A 22379-nucleotide genomic window follows, 5' to 3' on the forward strand; every position below is an offset into this window, starting at 1 on the left:
GCGGGACGCTTTCCTCCTCTGCCCGTGTTCCCTTCGGGTTAAGCTTATCGATCGCTGTGAGATCCTGACTCAGGCTTATGAGCAGTCCCTTTCTTAATTCTGTGTCCAGCCCTTACGAATCGGTAAAGCAAATAGCGCCCGATAGAGCGGGTTGATCACCGCCAGCATCCGCTCGCCATAGAACTGCCACGCCAGATGCGACGCCAGACAACTCAACAGACCCACCAGGAACCCACCCAGCATATCCATTGGCCAGTGAACACCCAGGTAAACCCGCGACCAGGCGATGGCGCAACCCGCTACCATCAGCACCACACCCGACCAGAGGCGATGCCAGAAAATAAATGCCAGCGCAAAGGTGAATATTGTCGTGCCGTGATCGCTGGGATAAGAGTCATCAGCGGCATGATGCAGGAACTGATAACCGTAGCCAATAGCGAAAGGGCGGGGATGCGGCAGCAGATGACCCACACACCATGAGATCGCCAGCGCATAGATCAGCGCCATACCCGTTTTCAGTACCAGCACCCGCTGCGAAGAAACCTGATCGCGCGGTCCCCAGAGCCACATCGTGACGATTAACAGTGGCACTATGGCGATCAAATCTCTGGCAATAAAGGTCGCCAGCTGCAGCAACCAGGCGGGTGATGCCGGTGTGGCATTGATGGCAGTAAACAGTGCGTGGTTCAGCTCTTCCATATCGGGATAAATTCCTCAGCAGACAGGCCGGTCATCAGCTTCAGGCAACATCCGGTCACCCAGGCACGATAACAGCGGCAAATAAACGTTCAGCGACAGCGCGCCCGACCAATCAATCAGCACAATTTGCTAACTTAACAGAGCGCTATCCTGCTTTTTGCCGGGCAGTTCGTCTACGGAAAGGCTCTTAATCTCATAATGAGTTGCACAACTGTTTAAGTTTTATGACGGTTTGTGAGGTGATTTCAGAGTGGAAGCGCGGGATCGGGCGAAAAAAAGGCATAAAAAAACCCGCCGGGAAAAAGACCAGCGGGCTCCACAATTTGGGGATTTCAAAGAAAAGCAGTGGCACTTATTATGACTATCGCTTAACAATAAAGTTCTGGACGTCAGCAAAAAAATTTTATAGGGGCAGTATTGGCCAGATAATCACAATCAGCGTCCCCGCCAGCGTCAGTAACACGTTGGCGATCGCATAGGTCCCGGCATAGCCCAGCGCCGGAATATTACTGCGTGCCGTATCGCTGATGATCTCCATGGCCGGTGCGCAGGTTCGCGCGCCCATGATGGCTCCAAACAGCAGGGCGCGGTTCATCCGCAACACATAGGCACCAAACAGATAGCAGATGATCACCGGAATCAGGCTCACCAGCAGACCGCACAGCAGCATCAGCGCACCATCACTGCTCAGGCCGTGATTAATCCCGCTGCCGGCACTTAATCCTACGCCCGCCATAAACACCATCAGGCCAAATTCTTTCACCATGGTAAGCGCGCCCTGCGGAATATAACCAAAGGTCGGATGGTTGGCGCGCAGGAAACCGAGCATGATACCGGCGAACAGCAGACCCGCTGCGTTGCCAATACCAAAACTGAAATTGCTGAACTGAAACGTAATCAGACCAATCATCAGACCCACGATAAAGAACGCGCAGAAGGCCAGGAGATCGGTCATCTGACTGTGAATCGCGATAAAGCCGATGCGATCGGCCACGCTTTTCACCCGTCGCGCCTCGCCGCTGACCTGCAGCACATCACCTTTGTTGAGCATGATGCTGTCGTCGATCGGCATCTCAATCTGACTGCGTATCACCCGGTTCAGGAAGCAACCGTGATCGGTAAGGTTTAACTTGCTGAGGCGTTTGTTCACTGCGTTGTGGTTCTTCACCACGATCTCTTCGGTGACGATACGCATATCCAGCAGATCGCGGTCAAACACCTCTTTGCCGTTACGGAAACTGGGGTCGAGCCGGGCATGTGCATCGGGATAGCCCACGAGCGAAATATCATCACCGAGCTGCAGTACCGCATCCCCATCGGGACTGGCGAGAATACCGTTGCGGCGAATACGCTCAATGTAACAACCTGTCTGACGATAGATACCCAGCTCGCGCAGGTTTTTGCCGCCGCTCCACGCCACCAGTTCCGGGCCCACGCGATAGGCGCGGATCACCGGCAGGAAGACTTTACGCTGGCTGTCGGCATCCAGACCGCGTTCCCGCGCAATCTGTTGCGCACAGGTCGGCAGATCCTGATGTTGCAGACGGGGCAGGTAGCGTGCCCCGAAAATCAGACTGACCAGGCCGATCAGATAGGTCACGGCATAACCGAGGCTCAGCTGATCCTGCATCAATCCAAGCTGCTTTGGATCGCTGATGCTTTGCCGCAGGGTATCACCTGCGCCGACCAGCACCGGCGTTGAGGTCATCGACCCGGCCAGCATGCCGGCGGTGAGCCCAATATCCCAGCCAAAGAGTTTACCCAGCCCCAGTGCCAGCAACAGCGCGCTGACGACCATGACGATGGCGAGCATGAAATAGTTTTTGCCGTCGCGAAAGAAAATAGAAAAAAAGTTGGGACCCGCTTCAACACCAACACAAAAAATAAACAGCATAAAGCCCAGACTCAACGCATCGGTATTGATCGCGAAGTGCTGCTGCCCTAATAAGAGCGAAACCACTAATACGCCAATCGAATTTCCCAGCTGAACCGAGCCAAGACGCAACTTGCCCAGACAGAGGCCGAGCGCCAAAACGACAAATAATAACAAAATGTCATTTCCGCTTAACAATCCTGCGACGTTAATATTCACTGTTTAACTTCTTGTTTACGTGTAACCTATTGAAGAGTGGCCTGTTTTTCGCTATCGTGATCAGGCCGTTGAGGTTCTGTTGTATCAACACTGCAAATGGAACCGTTATCGCGGCGCTATTCTAATCACAAATATCTTATACAGCTATTAGCTGTTTTCATTCGTTGCCATAACGAACTGTTTCTTTTTATTTCCACCAGAACGCATCAGGGATATCAGCAGGTTATTGTCGGGGTTACTTTTAATCAGTGGGGTGGTATGCCGCAGCGTTCTTATCTCTGGACTACCCGCCTGTGCGGCGTGGTGTTGTACAGTCTGGTGTTTGTTTTTACCTGTCATTTCTGGCAGGTCGGTCCCGGCCCGCTTCGTGGTCAGCCCGAATTACTGCTCTTTATGTTACCTGGCATTGTGATGGCGTTGATGCAGGTGGAAAGCCCGTTAAAAAGCACGCTGCTGATGGGGCTCTGGGGAACGTTGCTGGCAGCACTGCTGCTCAATAACAGCCTGTTTATTCACAGCAGTGGACTGTTTGCCATCGCGTGGAGTCTCAGCGCGCTGTTCTGGGCTGGCTGCGGGGCGTTGCTGGTGCGGTTAATGCAGATTGTGATGGCGTCACTCAACTAACACGGTGCCCGATGGCTGACGTCAGCCAGAAAGCAAAAAGGCGAGATAGGAAAATCCTGTCTCGCCTTTTTCATTCCGGTTATCTGCGCTTACGCGACAAATCCCAGATTCTCTTTGGTCCAGGCCGCAAACTCGGTGTAACCACCGATATGTATTTCGTCCACGAAAATCTGCGGTACGGTGCTGACCGGTTTACCGGCGCTGGCTTCCAGGTCGGCTTTAGTAATGCCTTCTGCATTAATATCAACATACTGATAGCTAAAGTCATCGCGCTCCGCGGTCAGTTTGTCGGCCAGTTCATGGGCACGGACACAGTAGGGACAGCCCGGACGACCAAAAATAACAGCAATCATTGAGAACTCCTTGCAGCGACGATTATGTGATGTGTATCACATAATCAAACAGAGAATGGCAACCATCATGCCCGCTCGTATCGCTTAAGGAAAGCAGGATTTGCCTGTTAGTCTGATGCCCGCACGCTATTGCCGCCGTTCAGGAAGCGTCTGAAACAAGGGCTTTTTCACGACGGCAGCCCGTGTAACCCGCGCAATTTTTGGGTTGTTGACCATAATTGACGCTCAGTAAGCCGCAAAGGCAGGAGGATATGATGCAGAGTGTGGCCAGATTACCCCGGTTTATCGTGGTGCTGGAAGCGGCTGGCGGCCTGTTAATTCTGGGTGCGCTGCTGCTGATTAACCACTGGCTGCCGCTGCCAGATCAGGCGGATGCCAGAACGCTGGCTACCGTGCTGTTCATCGCTGGCGTGGTGCTGATGCTGCCTGCTGCCTGGCTATTGATGTGGCGCACCGCGAAAGCTATCGCGCCACAGCTGTTCAATCAGATTGATAAAAAAAGATAATGTTGCTGGAGACTTTATGACACCGACCATTGATTTACTGTGCAGCCACCGTTCAATCCGCGCCTTTACTGACCAGCCGGTCAGCGAAGCCCAGCGTGAAGCGATTATTAATGCGGCGCAATCGGCGTCCACATCCAGCTTTTTACAGTGCTCTTCTATTATCCGTATCACCGACAAAGCGCTGCGTGACAAGCTGGTGACGCTGACCGGCGGACAGACGTGGGTCGCAGATGCACCTGAGTTCTGGGTTTTCTGCGCGGACTTTAATCGCCACCTGCAGATTTGCCCGGATGCGCAGCTGGGCCGTGCTGAGCAGTTGCTGCTGGGCTGCGTCGACACCGCCCTGATGGGACAGAACGCGATGGTCGCGGCGGAATCGCTGGATCTGGGTGGCGTCTTTATCGGCGGGATCCGTAACAGCATTGCGGAAGTGACCGAACTGCTGGGCCTGCCGAAATTTGTGCTGCCGCTGTTTGGTTTCTGCCTGGGGCATCCGGAATCAAAGCCGGACGTCAAACCGCGTATGCCGCATGCGATGCTGGTGCATGAGAACCGCTATCAGCCACTGGATCCGGCAGTGCTGGCGGAATATGACAGCCGCACAGAACTCTACTATCAGCAGCGCGACAGCAACCAGCGCAGCGAAACCTGGAGCGAGCTGATCCAGCGGCTGATCATTAAAGAGACGCGTCCGTTTATGCTCGATTATCTGCATCAGCAGGGCTGGGCCACGCGTTAATTCACAAAGGGAGAGCTGCGATGAAGATAGCCATTCTGTCGCGCGATGAGACGCTCTACTCCAGCCGGCGATTGCGTGACGAGGCCGCCGCTCGCGGCCACGTGGTACAAATCATCGATCCGCTCTCCTGCTATATGAATATCAATCCCGCCTCACCGGCGGTTCACTACTGTGGTGAACCGCTGGGCCATTTCGATGCCGTTATCCCGCGCATCGGCAACGCCATTACCTTTTACGGCACGGCAGTGCTGCGACAGTTTGAGATGTGCGGCAGCTATCCCCTGAATGAGTCCGCCGCCATTACCCGCACCCGGGATAAATTGCGCTCGCTGCAGCTGCTGGCACGTGAAGGTATCGATATGCCGGTCACCGGCTTTGCCTCGTCGCCCGATGACACTGACGATTTGATCGCCATGGTCGGCGGCGCGCCGCTGGTGGTTAAGCTGGTGGAAGGGACGCAGGGCATTGGCGTGGTGCTGGCGGAAACGCGTCAGGCGGCAGAGAGCGTCATCGATGCCTTCCGCGGCCTGAATGCCCATATCCTGGTGCAGGAGTTCATTAAAGAAGCGCAGGGACGAGATATTCGCTGTCTGGTGATCGGCAATCAGGTAGTGGCAGCAATAGAGCGGGTAGCGAAAGAGGGCGATTTCCGCTCTAATCTGCATCGCGGCGGTAAAGCGTATCCGGTAGCGATCACGCCACAGGAGCGGCAGATCGCCGTAAAAGCAGCGGCCACGCTCGGGCTGGAAATCGCCGGTGTCGATATTCTGCGTGCCCATCGCGGTCCGCTGGTGATGGAAGTGAACGCCTCGCCCGGGCTGGAAGGCATTGAAACCAGCAGCGGCCTTAACATTGCCGCGCTGATGATTCAGCGGATTGAGCAGCAGGCCATCCCCGGGCTCCGTCCTAAAACCGCTGGCTGACACGCGCTTTTCAGCAGTTTTCATGGCATCGCCGCGCATTTTTCCGTAAGCTAAGTCGCCTGTTTATCACCCCACTGGGATTTTACGATGGATTCTCTTGTCGTTCCGGATATCGACCTGCTGCGTCGCTGGCTGGATCAGCAAAATATCACCTGGTTCGAATGCGATGCCTGTCAGGCACTTCATCTGCCGCACATGCAAAACTTCGATGGGGTGTTTGACGCCAAAATCGATCTGGTCGACAACGTCATTCTGTTTTCGGCGCTGGCTGAAGTGAAGCCGACGGCGCTGATTCCGCTGGTCGGCGATCTGTCGCAAATTAATGCCAGTTCACTGACGGTGAAAGCCTTTATCGACATTCAGGATGATAATCTGCCGAAGCTCATTGTCTGTCAGTCAATGACCACTACCGCCGGATTAACCTTTGGTCAGTTCTCACACTTTATGAAACAGAGTGAAGAGCAAATCTCCATGGTGATTCTGGAGGCCTTTGCCAATAATCTGCTGATTGTGGGTGAAGAAGAAGAGCATGTTCCGGTGACCAGCGTTCATTCTGTGCTTCACTAAGCCCGATAGGGTCGCCCACTAAGCCGTCCCTGAGACGGCTTTTTTATGCCCGCGATTTGCCGCCGCCTTTTTTTATTCTGCATTTTGCCCTTTACCGCCAGATATTTGTCGTGGTTTATGCCATGAAAGCCGAACCTCATAGCTCAGACATGCATAAAATATCGCTTTCAGGCGTTTTTTACGCTGGGGTCTGGTGAAGCCTGAGCGGGGGGGCTATGCTTGCGGGGCTATAACAGACGTGTAACTGCGTCCCAGCTATAGGATTTTGCTATTAAACTCCCGCTGAATAATGATTCATTGTGTCACTGACGTCTTGTACAGAACGCAATGCAGGGATCTCAGGTTTGCAGCGTTGAAATGACCCGCTCAGGAGGATGGAAAAATATGTTCAACTCACGTCAGAAATGGCTGTCAGCTGTGGTAGCTGCTGCGCTGATGGCCGCGTCGGCCAGCAGTATGGCGGAAGATAAAACGCTGCACGTCTACAACTGGTCCGATTATATTTCGCCAGATACTGTGCCGAACTTTGAAAAGCAGTCCGGCATTAAAGTGGTCTACGATGTGTTTGACTCCAACGAAGTGCTGGAAGGCAAACTGATGGCGGGCAGCACCGGCTACGATGTCGTAGTGCCATCTTCCAGCTTCCTGGCGCGTCAGCTGCAGTCCGGCGTATTCCAGCCACTGGATAAGAGCAAACTGCCGAACTATAAAAACCTCGATCCGGCGCTGATGGAAAAAGTGGCGCAGCACGATCCGGGTAATAAATATGCCATTCCTTATCTGTGGGGCACCACCGGTATCGGTTACAACATCGACAAGGTTAAAGCCGCACTGGGCGCCGATGCGCCGGTCAACAGCTGGGATCTGGTACTGAAGCCGGAAAATCTGGAGAAGCTAAAAAGCTGTGGCGTCTCCTTCCTGGATGCACCGGAAGAGATCTTCGCCACCGTGCTCAACTATCTGGGCAAAGATCCGAATACCTCGGATGCTAAAGAGTATTCCGGCGCAGCGACCGACCTGCTGCTGAAACTGCGTCCGAATATCCGCTACTTCCATTCGTCGCAGTACATCAACGATCTGGCTAACGGCAACATCTGCGTCGCTATCGGCTGGTCGGGCGATATTCTGCAGGCGAAAAACCGTGCCGATGCGGCGAAAAACGGCGTGCATCTGGGCTACAGCGTGCCGAAAGAGGGAGCTCTGGCCTTCTTCGATATGATGGCGATCCCGAAAGATGCCAAAAACCTCGACGGTGCCTACGCCTGGCTGAACTACATCATGGATCCGAAAGTGATCGCTGATGTCTCCAACAAAATGAACTACGCCAACGGCAACAAAGCGTCGCTGCCGCTGATCAATGCCGACGTCCGCAACAACCCGGGTATCTTCCCGACGCCAGAAGCGATGTCGAAATTGTTCGTGCTGAAAGTCCAGGATCCGAAACTGGATCGTGTGCGTACGCGCGCATGGACTAAAGTAAAAAGTGGTAAGTAGTTCGTCCCTAACGGATTGACCTGTCACGCATCAGCAACAGAGGCGCAACCCCGGCCTCTGTTGTGCCATTTTTAGCGGCGGATTTTGCCGCCATGTTCCGCCTGGCTCCGGAGAGAACCCTTTGTGAACGATGCCATTCCCCGCCCTCAACATAAAACCGCAAAGGCTTTAACGCCGCTGCTGGAAATTCGCAATCTGACCAAATCCTTTGACGGCCAGCACGCCGTGGATGATGTCAGTCTGACCATTTATAAAGGTGAAATCTTCGCTCTGCTGGGCGCATCGGGCTGTGGCAAATCCACGCTGCTGCGCATGCTGGCCGGTTTTGAACCCCCAACCAGCGGCCAGATTGTGCTGGATGGACAGGATCTGTCGCACGTTGCTCCCTATCAGCGTCCGATCAACATGATGTTCCAGTCTTACGCGCTGTTTCCGCACATGACGGTGGAGCAGAACATCGCCTTTGGTCTGAAGCAGGATCGGCTGCCGAAAGGGGAGATCACCAGTCGCGTCGCCGAAATGCTGGCGCTGGTGCATATGCAGGAGTTTGCGAAACGCAAACCGCATCAGCTTTCCGGTGGTCAGCGTCAGCGTGTGGCGCTGGCCCGCAGCCTGGCGAAACGGCCCAAACTGCTGCTCCTTGATGAGCCGATGGGCGCGCTGGACAAAAAACTGCGCGACAGGATGCAGCTGGAAGTGGTCGATATTCTGGAGCGTGTGGGCGCGACCTGCGTGATGGTAACGCACGACCAGGAAGAGGCGATGACCATGGCGGGCCGTATTGCGATTATGAATCGCGGTAAGTTCGTGCAGATTGGCGAGCCGGAGGAGATTTACGAGCATCCGACCAGCCGCTACAGCGCCGAATTTATCGGGTCGGTTAACGTCTTCGAAGGCTTACTGCGTGAACGTCAGGCAGATGGCCTGGTAATCGACAGCCCCGGCCTGATGCATCCGCTGAAAGTCGACTCCGATGTTTCGGTAGTGGATAACGTGCCGGTGCACGTCGCGCTGCGTCCGGAAAAAGTCATGCTGTGCGATGAGGTGCCGGCTGATGGCTGTAACTTTGCGGTGGGCGAAGTGGTTCACATCGCCTATCTCGGCGACCTCTCGATTTTCCATGTCCGTCTGCACAGCGGGCAGATGATCAGCGCACAGTTGCAAAACGCGCATCGCTACCGCAAAGGGTTGCCGACCTGGGGTGATGAAGTCCGCCTCTGCTGGGAAAGCGACAGCTGCGTGGTGTTGACGGTTTAAGGAGCGGCTATGAGCCAGATTTTCCAACGCGCTAAAGCGCCCGCCCGCCTGGTCGGTACGCCGCTGCAACGCTGGGCCACGCGGGTAAAAATGCAGCATGGCCGCAAGCTGGTGATCGCACTGCCTTATGTCTGGCTGGTGCTGTTATTCCTGCTGCCGTTTCTGACGGTGCTGAAGATCAGCTTCGCGGACATTGCGCGGGCGATCCCCCCTTACACCGAGCTGGTGAGCTGGGCCGACGACCAGTTCAGTATTGTGCTCAATTTCGGTAACTACCTGACGCTGACCGACGATCCGCTCTACATCGATGCCTATCTGCAGTCGCTGAAAGTGGCAGCGATCTCCACGGTAATCTGTCTGCTAATTGGCTATCCGCTTGCCTGGGCCGTGGCGCACAGCAAGCCGTCGATGCGCACCATTCTGCTGCTGCTGGTGATCCTGCCGTCGTGGACCTCGTTTCTGGTGCGCGTTTACGCCTGGATGGGCCTGCTGAACAACAACGGTATTCTGAACCGCTTCCTGCTGTGGCTGGGCGTGATCGATCATCCGCTGGTGATCCTCTACACCAACACCGCGGTCTATATCGGTATCGTCTACTGCTATCTGCCGTTTATGGTGCTGCCAATCTACACCGCGCTGACCCGTATCGACTACTCGCTGGTGGAAGCCTCACTGGATTTGGGGGCGCGTCCGCTGAAGACCTTTTTCAGCGTGATTGTGCCGCTGACCAAAGGCGGCATTATCGCCGGGTCGATGCTGGTGTTTATTCCGGCGGTGGGGGAGTACGTGATCCCTGAACTGCTGGGTGGCCCGGACAGCATCATGATCGGCCGTATCCTGTGGCAGGAGTTCTTCAATAACCGCGACTGGCCGGTGGCCTCCGCGCTGGCGGTGATTATTCTGCTGATCCTGATTCTGCCGATCATCTGGTTCCATAAGCATCAAAACCGTGAAATGGGAGAGAAGGTATGAATAATTTGCCAACCATCCGCTCGCCCTGGCGAACCGGCATTCTGGTCTGCTGCTTCCTGTTCCTCTATGCGCCGATGCTGCTGCTGGTGGTTTACTCCTTCAACAGCTCACCGCTGGTAACGGTGTGGGACAGCTTCTCATTCCACTGGTACAAAGTGCTGTTTGAGGACAGCGCGATGATTGATGCGGTGCTGCTGAGTCTGAGCATTGCCGGGCTGTCGGCCACCATGGCGGTGGTGCTGGGTACGCTGGCGGCGGTGATCATCGTGCGCTTTGGTCGCTTCCGCGGGCACAACGGTTTTGCTTTTATGCTGACGGCGCCGCTGGTGATGCCCGATGTGATCACCGGCCTGTCGCTGTTGCTGCTGTTTGTGGCCATGGGCAACGCTTTTGGCTGGCCGAGTGAGCGCGGTATGCTGACCATCTGGCTGGCGCACGTCACCTTCTGTACCGCCTATGTGGCGGTGGTGATCAACTCGCGTCTGCGTGAACTGGACCGCTCAATCGAAGAGGCAGCGATGGATTTAGGCGCGACGCCGCTGAAGGTCTTTTTCATCATTACCGTGCCGATGATTGCGCCGGCGATTGTGACTGGCTGGCTATTGGCATTTACCCTGTCACTCGACGATCTGGTGATCGCCAGCTTTGTGACCGGGCCTGGCGCTACCACGCTGCCGATGGCGATCTTCGCTACCGTACGCCGCGGCGTGAACCCGGAAATCAATGCGCTGGCTTCCCTGATCCTGTTTGTGGTTGGTTTAGTCGGTTTTATCGCCTGGCGATTTATGGCGCACGAAGAAAAACAGCGTTTAAGCGATATTCAGAAAGCTAAACGTGGCTGAAATACGTAACCTTTGCCACTATATGAACGGGCCGGTTTAACCGGCCCGTTTTTCGATCAGGTGGAGTCAGGGACTATGTCAGAAATCTTCAAAAGCAGTGCAACGCTTTCAGACGCACCGGTTCCGGTGACGGTCGCGGGCATTGCCATTATTGCGACCCGCTGCCTGAGCGTACTGATGCTGGCCAATGAGCTGGGTTACAGTGAAATCGCCAACTTTGTTCACCGCAGCGCCCAGTCCTGGGACTCGACGCTTATCTTTATCGCCAGTCAGCTGATCTTCCTGTTCGAACTGCGCTGCGCCTTTACCCTGATGCGCGGCAGTAACCGTGGCCGCTGGGGCTATGTAGCCACGCAGGGGGTTGTGCTGATCTATATGCTTTTTGCCTCGCTGGGCGGGATCTACCCCGAGATTTTCAGCATTGATGGCGATAATAACGCCCAGATTATCCACCATACGCTGTCGCAGAAAATCCCCGATCTGGTCGTGTTGATGCTGCTGTTTCTGCCTGCCAGCAGCCGCGCTTTTTTCAGAAAGCGGTGATACAATCGCGCTCCGCCCGACCCCATCGTTAAGGCTTTACCATGCACTGCGCGCTTTATGACGCTAACCGTTGCCGCTCCTGTCAGTGGCTGGAAAAACCCTATCCCATTCAGCTGAACGACAAACAGTCGCAGCTGGAACAGCTACTGGCTGAACAGCCGGTTGCGGACTGGTTACCGCCCGTCACGTCAGCGCAGCAGGCATTTCGTAACAAAGCCAAAATGGTGGTCAGCGGTAGTGTGGAGCGTCCGGTGCTGGGTCTTGTTCACCGTGATGGTGAACCTGTCGATCTCTGCAACTGCCCGCTCTATCCCGCCAGCTTCCAGCCGGTGTTTGCAGCGCTTAAGCCTTTTATCGCCCGTGCCGGGCTGACGCCCTACAACGTGGCGCGCAAACGCGGTGAACTCAAATTTCTGCTGATCACCGAGAGCCAGCAGGGCGGCGTGATGCTGCGTTTTGTCCTGCGCTCAACCGCCAAACTGGAACAGCTGCGCGCGGCATTGCCGTGGCTGCAGCAGCAGTTACCGCAGCTGGCGGTGATTTCGGCCAACATTCAGCCGGTGCACATGGCGATTCTGGAGGGCGAAGAGGAGATTGCGCTGACGCCCGATCAGTCGCTGGCAGAGAACTTCAATGGCGTGCCGCTGTGGATCCGCCCGCAGAGCTTCTTTCAGACCAACCCGCAGGTTGCCAGCGCGCTCTATGCCACTGCGCGCGACTGGGTGCGTGCGCTGCCGGTTAACGGCATGTGGGATCTCTTCTGCGGCGTAGGCGGTTTTGGCCTGAACTGCGCGACACCGGAAATGGAACTGACCGGCATCGAGATTAGCGCTGAGGCGATTAAATGCGCCCGACGCTCTGCTGAGATGCTGGGGCTGGAAAAAGTGCAGTTTGCGGCGCTGGATTCGACGGCGTTTGCCACCGGACGCGACGCAGTGCCGCAGCTGGTGCTGGTGAATCCGCCACGCCGTGGGATGGGTGAGGCGCTGTGTGACTATCTCAGCCAGATGGCCCCGGATTATCTGCTCTATTCAAGCTGTAATCCGCAGACCATGGCACAGGATATTGCCCGGCTGAATGACTATGAGGTTACAAAAGTGCAGCTGTTCGACATGTTCCCGCACACCGCGCATTTTGAAGTGCTGACGCTGTTAACCCGACGTCAGCACTAAGTCCGGAGCTTCAGCCGGTCATTACTCCGGGAACCATTTCTGATTGAGCTGCTGCCAGCTGCCGTTGGCTTTCAGTTCAGTCAGCGCCTGATTGAACCGATCGCGCAGCGCGGTATTGCCTTTACGTACCGCAATGCCGAGGCCGGTACCAAAGTAGTCTGCATCCGTGACATGTTCACCGACCGTCGCGAGATCCGGATTGGCCTTTAGCCACTGATTCACTACCGCGCTGTCGCCAAACACGCCATCCAGCCGGCCACTCTTCATATCCAGAATCGCATTCTGATAGCTGTCATACGCCACCACTTTCACTTCCGGATGCTTATCCTGCAGGTACTTCTGGTGGGTAGTGCCGTTTTCAACGCCGATGCGCTTTTCTTTCAAATCACCGAAGCTGCTGAACCGGCCTTTCGGTGCAATCACGATGGCAGAATTAGCGTAATAAGGCTGGGTAAAATCGACCTGCTTGCTGCGCTCGGTGGTGATATCCATACCGGAAATCACGGCGTCATAGCGGCGAAATTTCAGTGACGGGATCAGGCTGTCGAAGGCATTGTTAGTGAAGGTACACTCCGCTTTCATCTGCTGGCACAGCGCTTTAGCCAGATCGATATCAAATCCGACGAGGTTATTTTCCTTGTCCAGAGATTCAAAGGGCGGATAGGTTGCTGAAGCAGCGAAGCGAATCGTTTCCGCGGCCTGCGCGGTCACCGCCAGCGAAGCCAGCGCAGCAGCGATAATCCATTTTTTCATTTTATGATTCCTGTGATGTGGTCAGCCAGAGAAGGCGATACCCTGCCATAAAATGAATTTTTATGCAATTAGTGTGATTTTTCAGGCGAAAAGGGCGAGGGGGCTCGCCCGGTATTCAGTTACGTCGTTCAAAGGCCAGGGCGCGTTTTTCGATCAGGCGCATCATCAGCGTCAGCAAACCGTTAACGCAGAGATAAATCAGACCCGCCGCGGCATAGACCGTAATGTCATAGGTGCGACCATAGAGCAGCTGGCCGTGGCCCATGACTTCCATCAGGGTGATGGTGTAGGCCAGCGAGGTGCCTTTAAACACCAGCACCACTTCATTGGAGTAGGAGGAGAGGGCGCGTTTAAATGCATAAGGTAGCAGAATGCGCAGGGTGTCTTTGCGGCTCATTCCCAGTGCCGCGCACGACTGCCACTGTCCGGAAGGAATCGCCCGGACCGCACCGTAAAATAGCTGCGTGGTGTAAGCCGCACTGTTCAGCGATAGCGCCAGCATCGCGCACAGCCACGGCTGCGACAGTAAATGCCACAGCCAGGGAATCTGCTGGATCGAGGGGAACTGTCCCGGACCGTAGTAGATCAGGAAGATTTGCACCAGCAGCGGCGTACCGGTAAACAGCGTGATAAACCCTTTTACCAGCGGATTCAGTACCGGCGTCTTCAGCGACAGCACCACGGTGAAGAGCAGCGCGAGCAGCAGTGCTACCACCAGCGAGGCCGCCGTCAGCGTCAGGCTGGTGTGCAGCCCTTTCATGAGTTCGGGCAGATAGGCCAGCATTAGCTGTTCCCCCGTTCAAAGCGGGTGGTGCGCAGTTCGATGCGGCGTAACACCGCCTGGCTCAACAGCGTAATCACTAAGTAGATCGCGGCCGCCACCAGGAACCAGGTAAACGGCTCCTGCGTGCGGGTGGCGATACTTTTGGTTTGCAGCATCAGGTCGTTAACGCTGATTAGCGAAACCAGTGCGGTATCTTTCAGCAGTACCAGCCACTGATTACCCAGACCGGGCAGGGCATGACGCCACATCTGCGGCATGATCAGCCGGAGAAAAATGGCCGACTTTTTCATGCCCAGCGCCTGCCCCGACTCCCACTGACCGACCGGCACCGCTTTGAGTGCGCCGCGCAGCGTCTGTGAGGCGTAGGCGGCATAGAGCATCGCCAGCGCAATCACACCGCACAGGAACGGACTGACATCGAAGTTCTCAATCTGCATCTGAACCGGCAGCGTAAACAGCCCGAAGTTCAGCGTGAAACCGTCAGAGAGGGTGAGCAGCAGCTGTGAGGCGCCAAAATAGATAAACAGCACCACCAGAATTTCCGGCAGGCCACGGATCAGCGTCACCAGACCGGTGCCAATCCACGCCAGCGGTCTCAGGCGCAGTGACTCCCAGCCAGCGAATATCATCGCCAGCACCAGGCCTGCGATGAGAGCACAAACAGCAAGGCCGACGGTCATCCCGGCGGCGCTTGCGAGGGTCATCATTTCATTCATCAGAGATTACTGCTGGAACCATTTGCTGTAGATGGTTTTGTACGTGCCATCTGCTTTGATCTTATCCAGCGCGCCATTGAATTTAGTCTGCAGATCGGTGTTACCGGTGCGTACCGCAATGCCCAGGCCAGTACCAAAGTAGGCTTTATCCGTCACTTTGTCGCCGACGGCAGCCAGCGCAGCATTCTGCTTCAGCCACTCGTTAACCACGGCGGTGTCACCGAAGACAGCATCAATACGGCCGTTTTTCAGATCCAGCACCGCGTTCTGATAGCTGTCGTAAGGCACGATGGTGATGTCGCTATGTTTATCCGTCAGGTATTTCTGGTGAGTGGTGCCGTTCTGAACGCCAACCCGCTTGCCTTTCAGCGCTTCAACACTGGCAACTTTGCCTTTCTGAGCAACAAACAGCGCCGAGTTGTCGTAGTAAGGCTTGGTGAACAGGACCTGTTTCTCACGATCCGGCGTGATATCCATGCCCGCCATCACCGCATCAAAGCGACGGAACTTCAGGCTCGGGATCAGGCTGTCGAACGCCTGATTGGTGAAGGTGCAGGTCGCGTCGATCTCTTTACACAGCGCGTTAGCCAGATCGACATCAAAGCCCTGAATCTTGTTATCCGCATCCACAAACTCAAAAGGAGGATAAGAGGCTTCGGTCGCAAAACGAATCGTCTGTGCCGCGGTAGCACTCAGGCTAAAACCGGCAAGCAGTGCAGCAAGTACCATTTTTTTCATTTTTAGCATCCTGACTTAGTGCGAAAGATAGTGAGCAAACGCCTCGGTTTGCGGCTGTGTAAAGCGGCTGGCATCGCCCTGTTCCACAATGTGACCGTTCTCCATGTAAACAACGCGGCTGGCCGTTTTACGTGCCACCTCCACTTCATGGGTCACAATCACCTGGGTAATGCGGGTCTGCGCCAGTTCGCGAATGATACTGACAATCTGTGCGGTAATTTCAGGGTCCAGCGCGGCCGTCGGCTCATCGAACAGCAGCACCTGCGGCTCCATCATCAGCGCGCGGGCAATGGCCACACGCTGCTGCTGACCCCCGGATAGGTGCAGCGGAAAGCGATCGCTATAGGGCGTCAGGCGCAGCCGGTCAAGCAGCTTATCGGCACGGGAACGGGCGTCGCTTTTACTGAGGCCCAGAACCCGGCAGGGCGCTTCGATCAGATTCTGCAGCACGGTCAGATGTGGCCAGAGATTATATTGCTGAAACACCATGCCGACGTTCTGACGCAGTTCGCGAATCGCGGCATCAGACGGTTTCTGCGTGAAGTCGAACTGATTGCCGGCAATCTGCAACTGACCTGAACGTGGCTGCTCCAGCAGGTTAAGTACCCGCAGCAGCGAACTCTTGCCCGCACCGCTGGGCCCCAGCAGCACCAGAGTCTCGCCTTGCGGACACTCAAGGTTGATGTCAAACAGCGCCTGATGAGCACCGTAGAAGCAGTTTATTGCGTTTAGTTGAATACTCATGCGCCAGATTTGAATAGCTATTAGTGTCGCGGATTTTAACGTCACCAGAATAGTTATGCAATTAAGGTGGGTTAAAATTTGTAAAACAGCAGGTAAATAGCAAAAGCTTAGCACAATATCATGCGCTGTCTGCGGTCAGTGAAAGGCCTTGTGGCGGGCAGCGGCAATAAAAAAAGCGCAGTCACCTGCGGTGGCTGCGCTTTTCATAACCGTTGAACCTTAATTATTTTTTTGATTTTTCAAGCATCTGGCTCAGGCTGCCACCCTCGGCATGCGCAGGGTTCGCCATGTAGCGCACGTCATCAACGACCCAGCAGGTGCCCTGATGGATCATCAGCACTTCGTCCTGCCACTGCTTGCCGTCGCGGCTCAGATCGACCCGCAGCGGAATGTTGCGTGCATCACGGTTCGGAATGGTGGAGGCATCGGCGACGCTGGCAGCCGTCGGACCCTGTGACAGGCTGGAGAAGAGATCGCCATTGCGCCACTGTGAGCCGGCATTGCTGCCGCTGGCCGCCTGCAGGGAGTGATAAAGCGCATCACTAAGGTAAGGGCGATATTTTGCCAGCGTGTTGCTGTCGGGCAGACCCTGCACAGGCTGTTCGACGCGCAGGTCGTAAAACTTCTGGGCTACCTGGTCAGGACCGCCGTCAATGCAGGGGGCGGTTCGCGGGCCATTATCCTTAATGACTGGCTCAACGGTGGTACAGGCGCTGAGCAGCAGGGCCGCCGGGATCATTAGCGCAAACGCGTTGTTTCTCATCTCGATTTCCTTATGGTTCTCTGGCAAGGTGCCCTTTTTAGCATAGAGTATAGCCGTGCTTTTTAGTCGAAAGAGCCTTAGCCCGGTTTTCAACAAGGAGAATGCGATGAAATTTTCAACAACCCCAACGCTGGAAGGTCACAGCATCAGTGAATATTGCGGCGTGGTTACCGGAGAAGCGATTCTTGGGGCCAACATCTTCCGCGATTTTTTCGCGGGTATCCGTGATGTAGTCGGTGGCCGTTCCGGCGCGTATGAGAAAGAACTGCATAAAGCGCGGGAGATCGCGTTTGAAGAGCTGGAAGAGCAGGCAAAAGCGCTGGGTGCCAACGCGGTGGTCGGTATCGACATTGATTACGAAACGGTCGGCAAAGATGGCAGCATGCTGATGGTCAGCGTCAGCGGTACGGCGGTGATCATTCGTTGAAACGCGGGCTGTTGCTGATACTGGCACTGCTGCTGGCGGGCTGTCACTCCGGTATGGAGTCCCGTGACGGCTACTGGGCCGATCTGCGGCATCCGGCGCAGGGCGCACGACCACGGGTGAAGGTGATTGTGGTCCACTACACCGCCGAAGATTTTTCTTCGTCGCTGGCGACGCTCACCGATCGGGAAGTCAGCGCCCACTATCTGATTCCCCGCCAGCCGCCACAGCGCGCCGGTAAAGGCGTTATCTGGCAACTGGTGCCGGAGCAGCAGCTTGCCTGGCATGCCGGGCCCAGCTTCTGGCGTGGAGCCACCCGCATCAATGACACCTCGATTGGCATTGAGCTGGTGAACCGGGGTTATCGCCGGACGCTGACCGGTCTCGAATGGCAGCCCTTTACCGCCGCGCAGATCACTACGCTGGAGGCGCTGGTGCGGGATATTGCACAGCGTTATGGCATCCCACCAGAAAACATTGCCGGTCACAGTGATATCGCGCCGCAGCGTAAGCAGGATCCCGGCCCGCTGTTCCCGTGGCAGCAGCTGGCACAGCGGGGACTCGGTGCCTGGCCCGATGCCGGACGAGTGCAGTTTTATTTAGCGGGTCAGGATCCGTACGCGCGGGTGCCTGTACAGCCGCTTATGGAAAGTCTGCAACGCTATGGTTATGCAGTGACAGCGGGGATGAGTGCGCGTGAGCAGCAGAAGGTGATTGCTGCGTTTCAGATGCATTTCCGGCCTGCGGATTATCGCGGTCAGCCCGATGCCGAAACCGCCGCGATAGCTGCCGCGCTACTGGAGAAGTATGGCGCGGCGGAATAGCGGATTACTGTTGGAGAAACGCCTTCCAGTGGGCGACAACCTGCTCCAGCGCCGCACGGTCAGCATCCAGATGAGTGACCAGCCGGGTACGTGTTCCCACGCTGATTAACACGCCGCGTGCCTTCATCCACTCGCCTAAGGGTTTGACCTGGGCTTCCGGCACGGATACGAACAGCATGTTGGTCTGCTGATCGATGACGCTGACGCCCAGCTCATGCAGCTGCTGACCCAGCCAGGCGGCATTGTCATGATCTTCCTGCAGTCGCGCCACGTTGTGTTGTAACGCGTAGAGACCTGCCGCGGCCAGAATACCGGTCTGGCGCATACCGCCGCCGGTCATTTTACGCCAGCGACGGGCGCGCTCAATCAGCACCGTGTCGCCGCACAGCAGCGAACCGACGGGCGTGCCCAGACCTTTAGAGAGACAGATGGTGAGGGTGTCGCAGTAGCGGGCAATCGCCGCCAGCGTGGTCTTCTGTGCCACCACCGCGTTGAAAATGCGTGCGCCATCAATGTGCAGCGCCAGCTTGTGCTCGCGGGTAAAGGTCCAGGCCTGCTCCAGGTAATCCAGCGGCAGCACTTTTCCGTGATGGGTGTTCTCCAGACTCAGCAGGCGGGTGCGGGCAAAGTGAATATCATCCGGCTTAATGGCCGCTGCCACCACATCGAGCGGCAGGGTACCATCGTCGGCGGCCAGCACCGGCTGCGGCTGAATACTGCCCAGCACCGCTGCGCCGCCCGCTTCATATTTGTAGTTGTGCGCCTGCTGACCGACGATATATTCATCGCCGCGCTCGCAGTGGCTGAGCAACGCCACCAGGTTTGCCTGGGTGCCGGTCGGGAAAAACAGCGCTGCGGCTTTGCCGCTCAGGCGTGCGGCTTCCGCCTCCAGCGCATTCACGGTGGGATCGTCACGGTAGACGTCATCACCGGTTTCGGCTGACATCATCGCGCTTAACATGGCGGCGCTGGGCCGGGTCACGGTATCACTGCGTAAATCGATCACCTTATGCTCCTGAACGTGGCGGAAGACAAAAAAAAGGCGGGCATCGCGCCCGCCTGGATGGAACCTCTGTTTTACCGCAGCCAGTTGGTTTTCGCCAGTTCTACCACCTCATCCCCGCAACCGTTCATGATGGCGCGCAGCATGTAGAGGCTGAAGCCTTTGGCCTGCTCCATTTTGATCTGCGGCGGCATCGCCAGCTCCTCTTTGGCGGTAATGACATCCACCAGCACCGGGCCATCATGGGCAAACGCCTGCTCCAGCGCGCCATTCAGTTCCGACGCTTTTTCTACCCGGATGCCACGGATGCCGCAGGCCTGGGCGATAGCGGCAAAGTCAGGATTCTCCAGCTCGGTGCCGTCAGTGAGATAGCCACCGGCCTTCATCTCCATCGCCACGAAGCCCAGTACGCTGTTGTTAAAGATCACCAGTTTTACCGGCATTTTTAGCTGCGCCAGCGAGATAAAATCGCCCATCAGCATGCTGAAACCGCCGTCGCCGCACAGCGCGACGACCTGACGGTTGCGATCGATCGACTGCGCGCCCAGCGCCTGTGGCATCGCATTCGCCATCGAGCCATGGTTAAACGAACCGAGCAGGCGACGTTTGCCGTTCATCTTCAGGTAACGCGCCGCCCAGACGGTCGGGGTTCCGACATCGCAGGTAAAGATAGCGTCGTCGCTGGCGTAGTGGCTGATCTGCTGTGCCAGATATTGCGGGTGGATCGGCTGCTTATCGTTGGGCTGCGCCAGTTCGTCCAGACTTTTGCGCGCCTCGCCATAATGCTTAACCGCGCTATCCAGATGTTTGCGATCGCTTTTGGGCGTCAGTTGCGGCAGCAATGCCTGTAGCGTGCTTTTCACATCGCCGACATAAGCCTGATCGACGTGACAATGTGATCCCAGGCTGCCCGGATTGATATCGATCTGGATGATCTTAGCCTTTTCAGGATAGAAGGCGCGGTAGGGGAACTGGGTGCCGAGCAGTACCAGCGTCCCGGCATTCATCATGGCGTGGAAACCGGATGAGAAGCCAATCAGGCCGGTCATGCCGACATCATAAGGGTTGTCATACTCGATGTGTTCTTTACCGCGCAGCGCATGGACGATAGGCGCTTTCAGCGCTTCGGCCAGCGCGACCACTTCCTGATGCGCACCGGCGCAGCCACTGCCGCACAGCAGCGTAATATCGGTGGCGTCGTTCAGCGTCTGAGCCAGCCGCGCCAGTTCGGCGGGCTGCGGCAGGACCTGCGGCAACTGCGGCGGATACCACTCAGTGCTGGCGCTTTCCGGTGCCAGTTTCAGCGCCACGTCACCAGGCAGTACCACGACTGAGACGCCACGATTCAGAATCGCTTTACGCATGGCAATGCCCAGCACCTGGGGTAACTGCTCAGGATTCGAGACCAGCTCACAGTAGTGGCTGCATTCGCGGAACAGCTCCTGCGGATGGGTTTCCTGGAAATAGCCGCTGCCGATTTCGCTGGAGGGGATATGCGCCGCAATCGCCAGAACCGGGACGCGGTTGCGATGGCAGTCGAACAAACCGTTGATCAGATGTAAGTTGCCTGGCCCGCAGGAACCGGCGCAGACCGCCAGTTCGCCGCTGATATGGGCTTCCGCGCCCGCCGCAAAGGCAGCCACTTCTTCATGGCGCGTCGGCATCCATTCGATGGTGCCCATGCGATTAAGGCTGTCGCTCAGGCCATTAAGGGAGTCCCCGGTGACACCCCAGATGCGTTTGACGCCCGCGCTTTCCAGCGTTTTGGCGACCAGCGCCGCCACGGTTTGTTTCATGCTCTTCTCCTTTGTCGGCCCGTACTAAAGAGTGACGTGACCAGAACCGAAAAAAGAAGCGTAGACGACACGGCAGAAAAGCAGACGTGAAAAAATGCGCTGGCAGAGCTCAGCGCATCTCAGACAGGATTCAGGCAGAGAAGAGGGCGATCAGAATCGGGGCCAGCAGACTCATGACAAAGCCGTGCACAATGGCGGCCGGGACAATCTCATTGCCGCCCGCCCGCTGCAGTACCGGCAGGGTAAAGTCCATGGAGGTGGCTCCGCACAGGCCCAGTGCACTCGAACGATGACGGCCAATCAGTGCCGGGATCAGCATGATGGCCACCAGTTCACGCACCAGATCGTTGAAGAAGGCGGCGCTGCCGATGACCGGGCCAAAGGCTTCGGTCATCAGAATGCCGGAGAGGGAGTACCAGCCAAAGCCGCTGGCCAACGCCAGACCGGTCTTCAGAGGGATGCCCAGTACCAGCGCGGCAAGCATGCCGCCGATCAGCGCGCTGACCAGCACGACAACGGCCACCAGCATGCCACGACGGTTCAGGATGATTTGCCGCAGCGTCATGCCGCTGCCGCGCAGCTGAACGCCCACCAGAAACAGCAGGAAGATCAGCGCATATTCGCTTGCGGTTGAGGCGTGATGCAGCAGTGGCCACTGGGTCAGCCCAAGCAAAAAACCAAGGACAACGACGCCACACAGCTTCAGGGAGTCCAGCGCCATATGCAGTCGCGATGGCAGTTTCTCCTGCCGGTGCGCATGTTGCCAGGGGGCATACTTTTCCAGTCCGCGCAGTGCCAGCAGATTGCACAGCAGAATACAGAACGCCGCCACCAGTGCGGTGTAAAAAACCGCCAGCAGGTTGCTGCTCAGATTGTCGAGAAAGGCCAGACTGATGCCCATAAAGAAGAGGATCACGTAAACCATCCAGCCCAGCAGCTGATTTACCCGGCGCAGGGTGTCGGTTTTGCGGAAAGGTAGCAGCCAGCCGGCGATCAGCGGCAGCAGAATAATCAGAAGTCCGGAGTACATATCAATGCCATCCATGGGGGA

At 56.4% G+C, this 22379-nt stretch carries 25 protein-coding genes; 13 read left to right on the forward strand and 12 right to left on the reverse strand.

Annotation, left to right across the window (positions count from 1 at the left end; genetic code table 11):
- Window positions 1–93: 93 nt before the first annotated feature.
- Window positions 94–699, reverse strand: a complete 606-nt coding sequence (gene ybjG, locus IBT54_RS03080) for an undecaprenyl-diphosphate phosphatase (RefSeq protein WP_107319462.1) — start codon at window positions 697–699, stop codon at window positions 94–96.
- 403 nt (window positions 700–1102) lie between these two features.
- On the reverse strand, window positions 1103–2791 hold the full coding sequence (locus tag IBT54_RS03085) for an aspartate:alanine antiporter (protein ID WP_013357276.1): 1689 nt from the start codon (window positions 2789–2791) through the stop codon (window positions 1103–1105).
- A gap of 258 nt (window positions 2792–3049) precedes the next feature.
- Between IBT54_RS03085 and ybjM the strand changes: the two genes are divergently transcribed.
- Window positions 3050–3415 (forward strand): inner membrane protein YbjM, encoded by a 366-nt coding sequence (ybjM, locus tag IBT54_RS03090; RefSeq protein ID WP_033782470.1) that lies wholly within the window; start codon window positions 3050–3052, stop codon window positions 3413–3415.
- Between the two features lie 89 nt (window positions 3416–3504).
- On the opposite strand, the gene IBT54_RS03095 is transcribed toward ybjM, so the two are convergent.
- Window positions 3505–3768: a GrxA family glutaredoxin gene (locus tag IBT54_RS03095; RefSeq protein WP_201251558.1), complete on the reverse strand. Its 264-nt coding sequence runs from the start codon at window positions 3766–3768 to the stop codon at window positions 3505–3507.
- Between the two features lie 254 nt (window positions 3769–4022).
- Between IBT54_RS03095 and IBT54_RS03100 the strand changes: the two genes are divergently transcribed.
- The 10 genes from IBT54_RS03100 (at window position 4023) to rlmC (ending at window position 12783) form a co-directional block, all read left to right on the forward strand.
- A complete protein-coding gene (locus IBT54_RS03100) occupies window positions 4023–4274 on the forward strand; it encodes a DUF1418 family protein (RefSeq protein ID WP_013357278.1) in 252 nt (83 codons plus the stop codon).
- A gap of 16 nt (window positions 4275–4290) precedes the next feature.
- The gene (gene nfsA / locus IBT54_RS03105; protein ID WP_013357279.1) at window positions 4291–5013 is read left to right on the forward strand and encodes an oxygen-insensitive NADPH nitroreductase; all 723 of its coding nucleotides are present in this window, start codon (window positions 4291–4293) and stop codon (window positions 5011–5013) included.
- Window positions 5014–5033: 20 nt separating this feature from the next.
- Window positions 5034–5936: a 30S ribosomal protein S6--L-glutamate ligase gene (rimK, locus tag IBT54_RS03110; RefSeq protein ID WP_013357280.1), complete on the forward strand. Its 903-nt coding sequence runs from the start codon at window positions 5034–5036 to the stop codon at window positions 5934–5936.
- Window positions 5937–6023: 87 nt separating this feature from the next.
- Complete coding sequence (locus IBT54_RS03115) at window positions 6024–6503, forward strand: YbjN domain-containing protein (RefSeq protein WP_003849273.1); 480 nt, start codon at window positions 6024–6026, stop codon at window positions 6501–6503.
- 384 nt (window positions 6504–6887) lie between these two features.
- A complete protein-coding gene (gene potF, locus IBT54_RS03120; protein ID WP_010669743.1) occupies window positions 6888–7997 on the forward strand; it encodes a spermidine/putrescine ABC transporter substrate-binding protein PotF in 1110 nt (369 codons plus the stop codon).
- 123 nt (window positions 7998–8120) lie between these two features.
- Window positions 8121–9254 (forward strand): putrescine ABC transporter ATP-binding subunit PotG, encoded by a 1134-nt coding sequence (potG, locus tag IBT54_RS03125; protein WP_013357281.1) that lies wholly within the window; start codon window positions 8121–8123, stop codon window positions 9252–9254.
- 9 nt (window positions 9255–9263) lie between these two features.
- Entirely contained in the window at window positions 9264–10226 is a 963-nt protein-coding gene (gene potH, locus IBT54_RS03130; protein WP_110331608.1) for a putrescine ABC transporter permease PotH, read from the forward strand.
- Window positions 10223–11068 (forward strand): putrescine ABC transporter permease PotI, encoded by an 846-nt coding sequence (potI, locus tag IBT54_RS03135; protein ID WP_201251559.1) that lies wholly within the window; start codon window positions 10223–10225, stop codon window positions 11066–11068. Before potH ends, potI begins: the two co-directional genes overlap by 4 nt.
- Window positions 11069–11143: 75 nt before the next feature.
- Window positions 11144–11611 (forward strand): YbjO family protein, encoded by a 468-nt coding sequence (locus tag IBT54_RS03140; RefSeq protein ID WP_195857179.1) that lies wholly within the window; start codon window positions 11144–11146, stop codon window positions 11609–11611.
- 41 nt (window positions 11612–11652) lie between these two features.
- Window positions 11653–12783, forward strand: coding sequence for a 23S rRNA (uracil(747)-C(5))-methyltransferase RlmC (gene rlmC, locus IBT54_RS03145; RefSeq protein ID WP_201251560.1), 1131 nt, complete (start codon window positions 11653–11655; stop codon window positions 12781–12783).
- Window positions 12784–12804: 21 nt separating this feature from the next.
- Here the strand turns inward: rlmC and IBT54_RS03150 are convergent, their stop codons facing one another.
- The 6 genes from IBT54_RS03150 to IBT54_RS03175 form a co-directional block, all read right to left on the reverse strand.
- Complete coding sequence (locus tag IBT54_RS03150; RefSeq protein WP_013357285.1) at window positions 12805–13536, reverse strand: arginine ABC transporter substrate-binding protein; 732 nt, start codon at window positions 13534–13536, stop codon at window positions 12805–12807.
- 115 nt (window positions 13537–13651) lie between these two features.
- On the reverse strand, window positions 13652–14320 hold the full coding sequence (gene artM, locus IBT54_RS03155) for an arginine ABC transporter permease ArtM (protein ID WP_013357286.1): 669 nt from the start codon (window positions 14318–14320) through the stop codon (window positions 13652–13654).
- Window positions 14320–15036, reverse strand: coding sequence for an arginine ABC transporter permease ArtQ (gene artQ, locus IBT54_RS03160; RefSeq protein ID WP_107319466.1), 717 nt, complete (start codon window positions 15034–15036; stop codon window positions 14320–14322). Before artQ ends, artM begins: the two co-directional genes overlap by 1 nt.
- A 6-nt stretch (window positions 15037–15042) precedes the next feature.
- The gene (artJ, locus tag IBT54_RS03165) at window positions 15043–15774 is read right to left on the reverse strand and encodes an arginine ABC transporter substrate-binding protein (protein ID WP_033732083.1); all 732 of its coding nucleotides are present in this window, start codon (window positions 15772–15774) and stop codon (window positions 15043–15045) included.
- 15 nt (window positions 15775–15789) lie between these two features.
- Complete coding sequence (gene artP, locus IBT54_RS03170) at window positions 15790–16518, reverse strand: arginine ABC transporter ATP-binding protein ArtP (protein ID WP_201251561.1); 729 nt, start codon at window positions 16516–16518, stop codon at window positions 15790–15792.
- A gap of 223 nt (window positions 16519–16741) precedes the next feature.
- Window positions 16742–17281 carry a lipoprotein gene (locus tag IBT54_RS03175; protein WP_013357291.1) on the reverse strand — a complete coding sequence of 180 codons (540 nt, stop codon included), beginning with the start codon at window positions 17279–17281 and terminating at the stop codon, window positions 16742–16744.
- 106 nt (window positions 17282–17387) lie between these two features.
- Here IBT54_RS03175 and IBT54_RS03180 point away from each other — a divergent pair, with 106 nt between their 5' ends.
- On the forward strand, window positions 17388–17708 hold the full coding sequence (locus IBT54_RS03180) for a heavy metal-binding domain-containing protein (RefSeq protein ID WP_201251562.1): 321 nt from the start codon (window positions 17388–17390) through the stop codon (window positions 17706–17708).
- Window positions 17705–18529 (forward strand): N-acetylmuramoyl-L-alanine amidase, encoded by an 825-nt coding sequence (locus tag IBT54_RS03185; RefSeq protein ID WP_147788464.1) that lies wholly within the window; start codon window positions 17705–17707, stop codon window positions 18527–18529. The genes IBT54_RS03180 and IBT54_RS03185 overlap by 4 nt, the downstream gene beginning before the upstream one ends.
- A gap of 4 nt (window positions 18530–18533) precedes the next feature.
- On the opposite strand, the gene ltaE is transcribed toward IBT54_RS03185, so the two are convergent.
- The 3 genes from ltaE to IBT54_RS03200 form a co-directional block, all read right to left on the reverse strand.
- Window positions 18534–19535, reverse strand: coding sequence for a low-specificity L-threonine aldolase (gene ltaE / locus IBT54_RS03190; protein ID WP_095707457.1), 1002 nt, complete (start codon window positions 19533–19535; stop codon window positions 18534–18536).
- Window positions 19536–19606: 71 nt separating this feature from the next.
- Window positions 19607–21328, reverse strand: a complete 1722-nt coding sequence (poxB, locus tag IBT54_RS03195; RefSeq protein ID WP_201251563.1) for a ubiquinone-dependent pyruvate dehydrogenase — start codon at window positions 21326–21328, stop codon at window positions 19607–19609.
- Between the two features lie 130 nt (window positions 21329–21458).
- Complete coding sequence (locus IBT54_RS03200) at window positions 21459–22358, reverse strand: lysine exporter LysO family protein (RefSeq protein WP_201251564.1); 900 nt, start codon at window positions 22356–22358, stop codon at window positions 21459–21461.
- Window positions 22359–22379 lie beyond the last annotated feature (21 nt).

It is taken from the genome of Pantoea sp. S62 (assembly GCF_016658625.1).
Lineage (GTDB): Bacteria > Pseudomonadota > Gammaproteobacteria > Enterobacterales > Enterobacteriaceae > Pantoea > Pantoea vagans.

Bases quoted from the DNA above. Each gene is read 5' to 3' on its own strand.
- ybjG (WP_107319462.1), bottom strand. From the start codon at position 699: ATGGAAGAGCTGAACCACGCACTGTTTACTGCCATCAATGCCACACCG.
- ybjM (WP_033782470.1), top strand. From the start codon at position 3,050: ATGCCGCAGCGTTCTTATCTCTGGACTACCCGCCTGTGCGGCGTGGTG.
- IBT54_RS03095 (WP_201251558.1), bottom strand. From the start codon at position 3,768: ATGATTGCTGTTATTTTTGGTCGTCCGGGCTGTCCCTACTGTGTCCGT.
- IBT54_RS03100 (WP_013357278.1), top strand. From the start codon at position 4,023: ATGCAGAGTGTGGCCAGATTACCCCGGTTTATCGTGGTGCTGGAAGCG.
- nfsA (WP_013357279.1), top strand. From the start codon at position 4,291: ATGACACCGACCATTGATTTACTGTGCAGCCACCGTTCAATCCGCGCC.
- rimK (WP_013357280.1), top strand. From the start codon at position 5,034: ATGAAGATAGCCATTCTGTCGCGCGATGAGACGCTCTACTCCAGCCGG.
- IBT54_RS03115 (WP_003849273.1), top strand. From the start codon at position 6,024: ATGGATTCTCTTGTCGTTCCGGATATCGACCTGCTGCGTCGCTGGCTG.
- potF (WP_010669743.1), top strand. From the start codon at position 6,888: ATGTTCAACTCACGTCAGAAATGGCTGTCAGCTGTGGTAGCTGCTGCG.
- potH (WP_110331608.1), top strand. From the start codon at position 9,264: ATGAGCCAGATTTTCCAACGCGCTAAAGCGCCCGCCCGCCTGGTCGGT.
- potI (WP_201251559.1), top strand. From the start codon at position 10,223: ATGAATAATTTGCCAACCATCCGCTCGCCCTGGCGAACCGGCATTCTG.
- IBT54_RS03140 (WP_195857179.1), top strand. From the start codon at position 11,144: ATGTCAGAAATCTTCAAAAGCAGTGCAACGCTTTCAGACGCACCGGTT.
- rlmC (WP_201251560.1), top strand. From the start codon at position 11,653: ATGCACTGCGCGCTTTATGACGCTAACCGTTGCCGCTCCTGTCAGTGG.
- IBT54_RS03150 (WP_013357285.1), bottom strand. From the start codon at position 13,536: ATGAAAAAATGGATTATCGCTGCTGCGCTGGCTTCGCTGGCGGTGACC.
- artM (WP_013357286.1), bottom strand. From the start codon at position 14,320: ATGCTGGCCTATCTGCCCGAACTCATGAAAGGGCTGCACACCAGCCTG.
- artQ (WP_107319466.1), bottom strand. From the start codon at position 15,036: ATGAATGAAATGATGACCCTCGCAAGCGCCGCCGGGATGACCGTCGGC.
- artJ (WP_033732083.1), bottom strand. From the start codon at position 15,774: ATGAAAAAAATGGTACTTGCTGCACTGCTTGCCGGTTTTAGCCTGAGT.
- artP (WP_201251561.1), bottom strand. From the start codon at position 16,518: ATGAGTATTCAACTAAACGCAATAAACTGCTTCTACGGTGCTCATCAG.
- IBT54_RS03175 (WP_013357291.1), bottom strand. From the start codon at position 17,281: ATGAGAAACAACGCGTTTGCGCTAATGATCCCGGCGGCCCTGCTGCTC.
- IBT54_RS03180 (WP_201251562.1), top strand. From the start codon at position 17,388: ATGAAATTTTCAACAACCCCAACGCTGGAAGGTCACAGCATCAGTGAA.
- poxB (WP_201251563.1), bottom strand. From the start codon at position 21,328: ATGAAACAAACCGTGGCGGCGCTGGTCGCCAAAACGCTGGAAAGCGCG.
- IBT54_RS03200 (WP_201251564.1), bottom strand. From the start codon at position 22,358: ATGTACTCCGGACTTCTGATTATTCTGCTGCCGCTGATCGCCGGCTGG.